Origin of the sequence: Blautia sp. An81, from assembly GCF_002161285.1 — a bacterium.
GTDB lineage: Bacteria > Bacillota > Clostridia > Lachnospirales > Lachnospiraceae > Blautia > Blautia ornithocaccae.
This window is the reverse complement of the sequence record NZ_NFHH01000080.1, coordinates 1-611: the sequence shown is the minus strand read 5'-3', so window position 1 is coordinate 611 and position 611 is coordinate 1. Positions and strand designations below refer to the sequence as shown.

Sequence of the window (611 nt, the reverse complement as noted above, 5' to 3'; positions counted from 1 at the left end):
GAACTGAAACATCTAAGTAGCCGGAGGAGGAGAAAGAAAACTCGATTTCCTGAGTAGCGGCGAGCGAAAGGGAAAGAGCCCAAACCAGCGTGCGTGCATGCTGGGGTTCGGACCGCGGATGTGATCCTTTGATCTTACCGGAATGGTTTTGGGAAAGCCAGCCGGAGAGGGTGAAAGCCCCGTACGGGAAAAGAGAGAAGGCACAGCGGGATCCAGAGTAGGTCGAGACACGTGGAACCTTGACTGAAGGAGCGGGGACCACCCCGTAAGGCTAAATACTCCTTGGTGACCGATAGCGCATAGTACTGTGAAGGAAAGGTGAAAAGGACCCCGGGAGGGGAGTGAAAGAGAACCTGAAACCCTGTGTTTACAAGCTGTGGAACACCTTTATATGGTGAACCGCGTACTTTTTGTAGAACGGTCCGGCGAGTTGCGCATGCAGGCAAGGTTAAGCACTAAAGGTGCGGAGCCGTAGGGAAACCAAGTCTTAATAGGGCCAGAGTCGGTATGCGCAGACCCGAAACCGGGTGACCTATCCATGTCCAGGTTGAAGCTGCCGTAAAAGGCAATGGAGGACCGAACCCACATCCGTTGAAAAGGGTGGGGATGAG

1 rRNA gene is annotated in these 611 nt (G+C 53.8%); it reads left to right on the top strand.

Features of this window, described 5'->3' with window-relative positions:
• Positions 1-611: ribosomal RNA gene (locus tag B5G33_RS20940) — 23S ribosomal RNA — on the top strand; the annotation flags it as partial.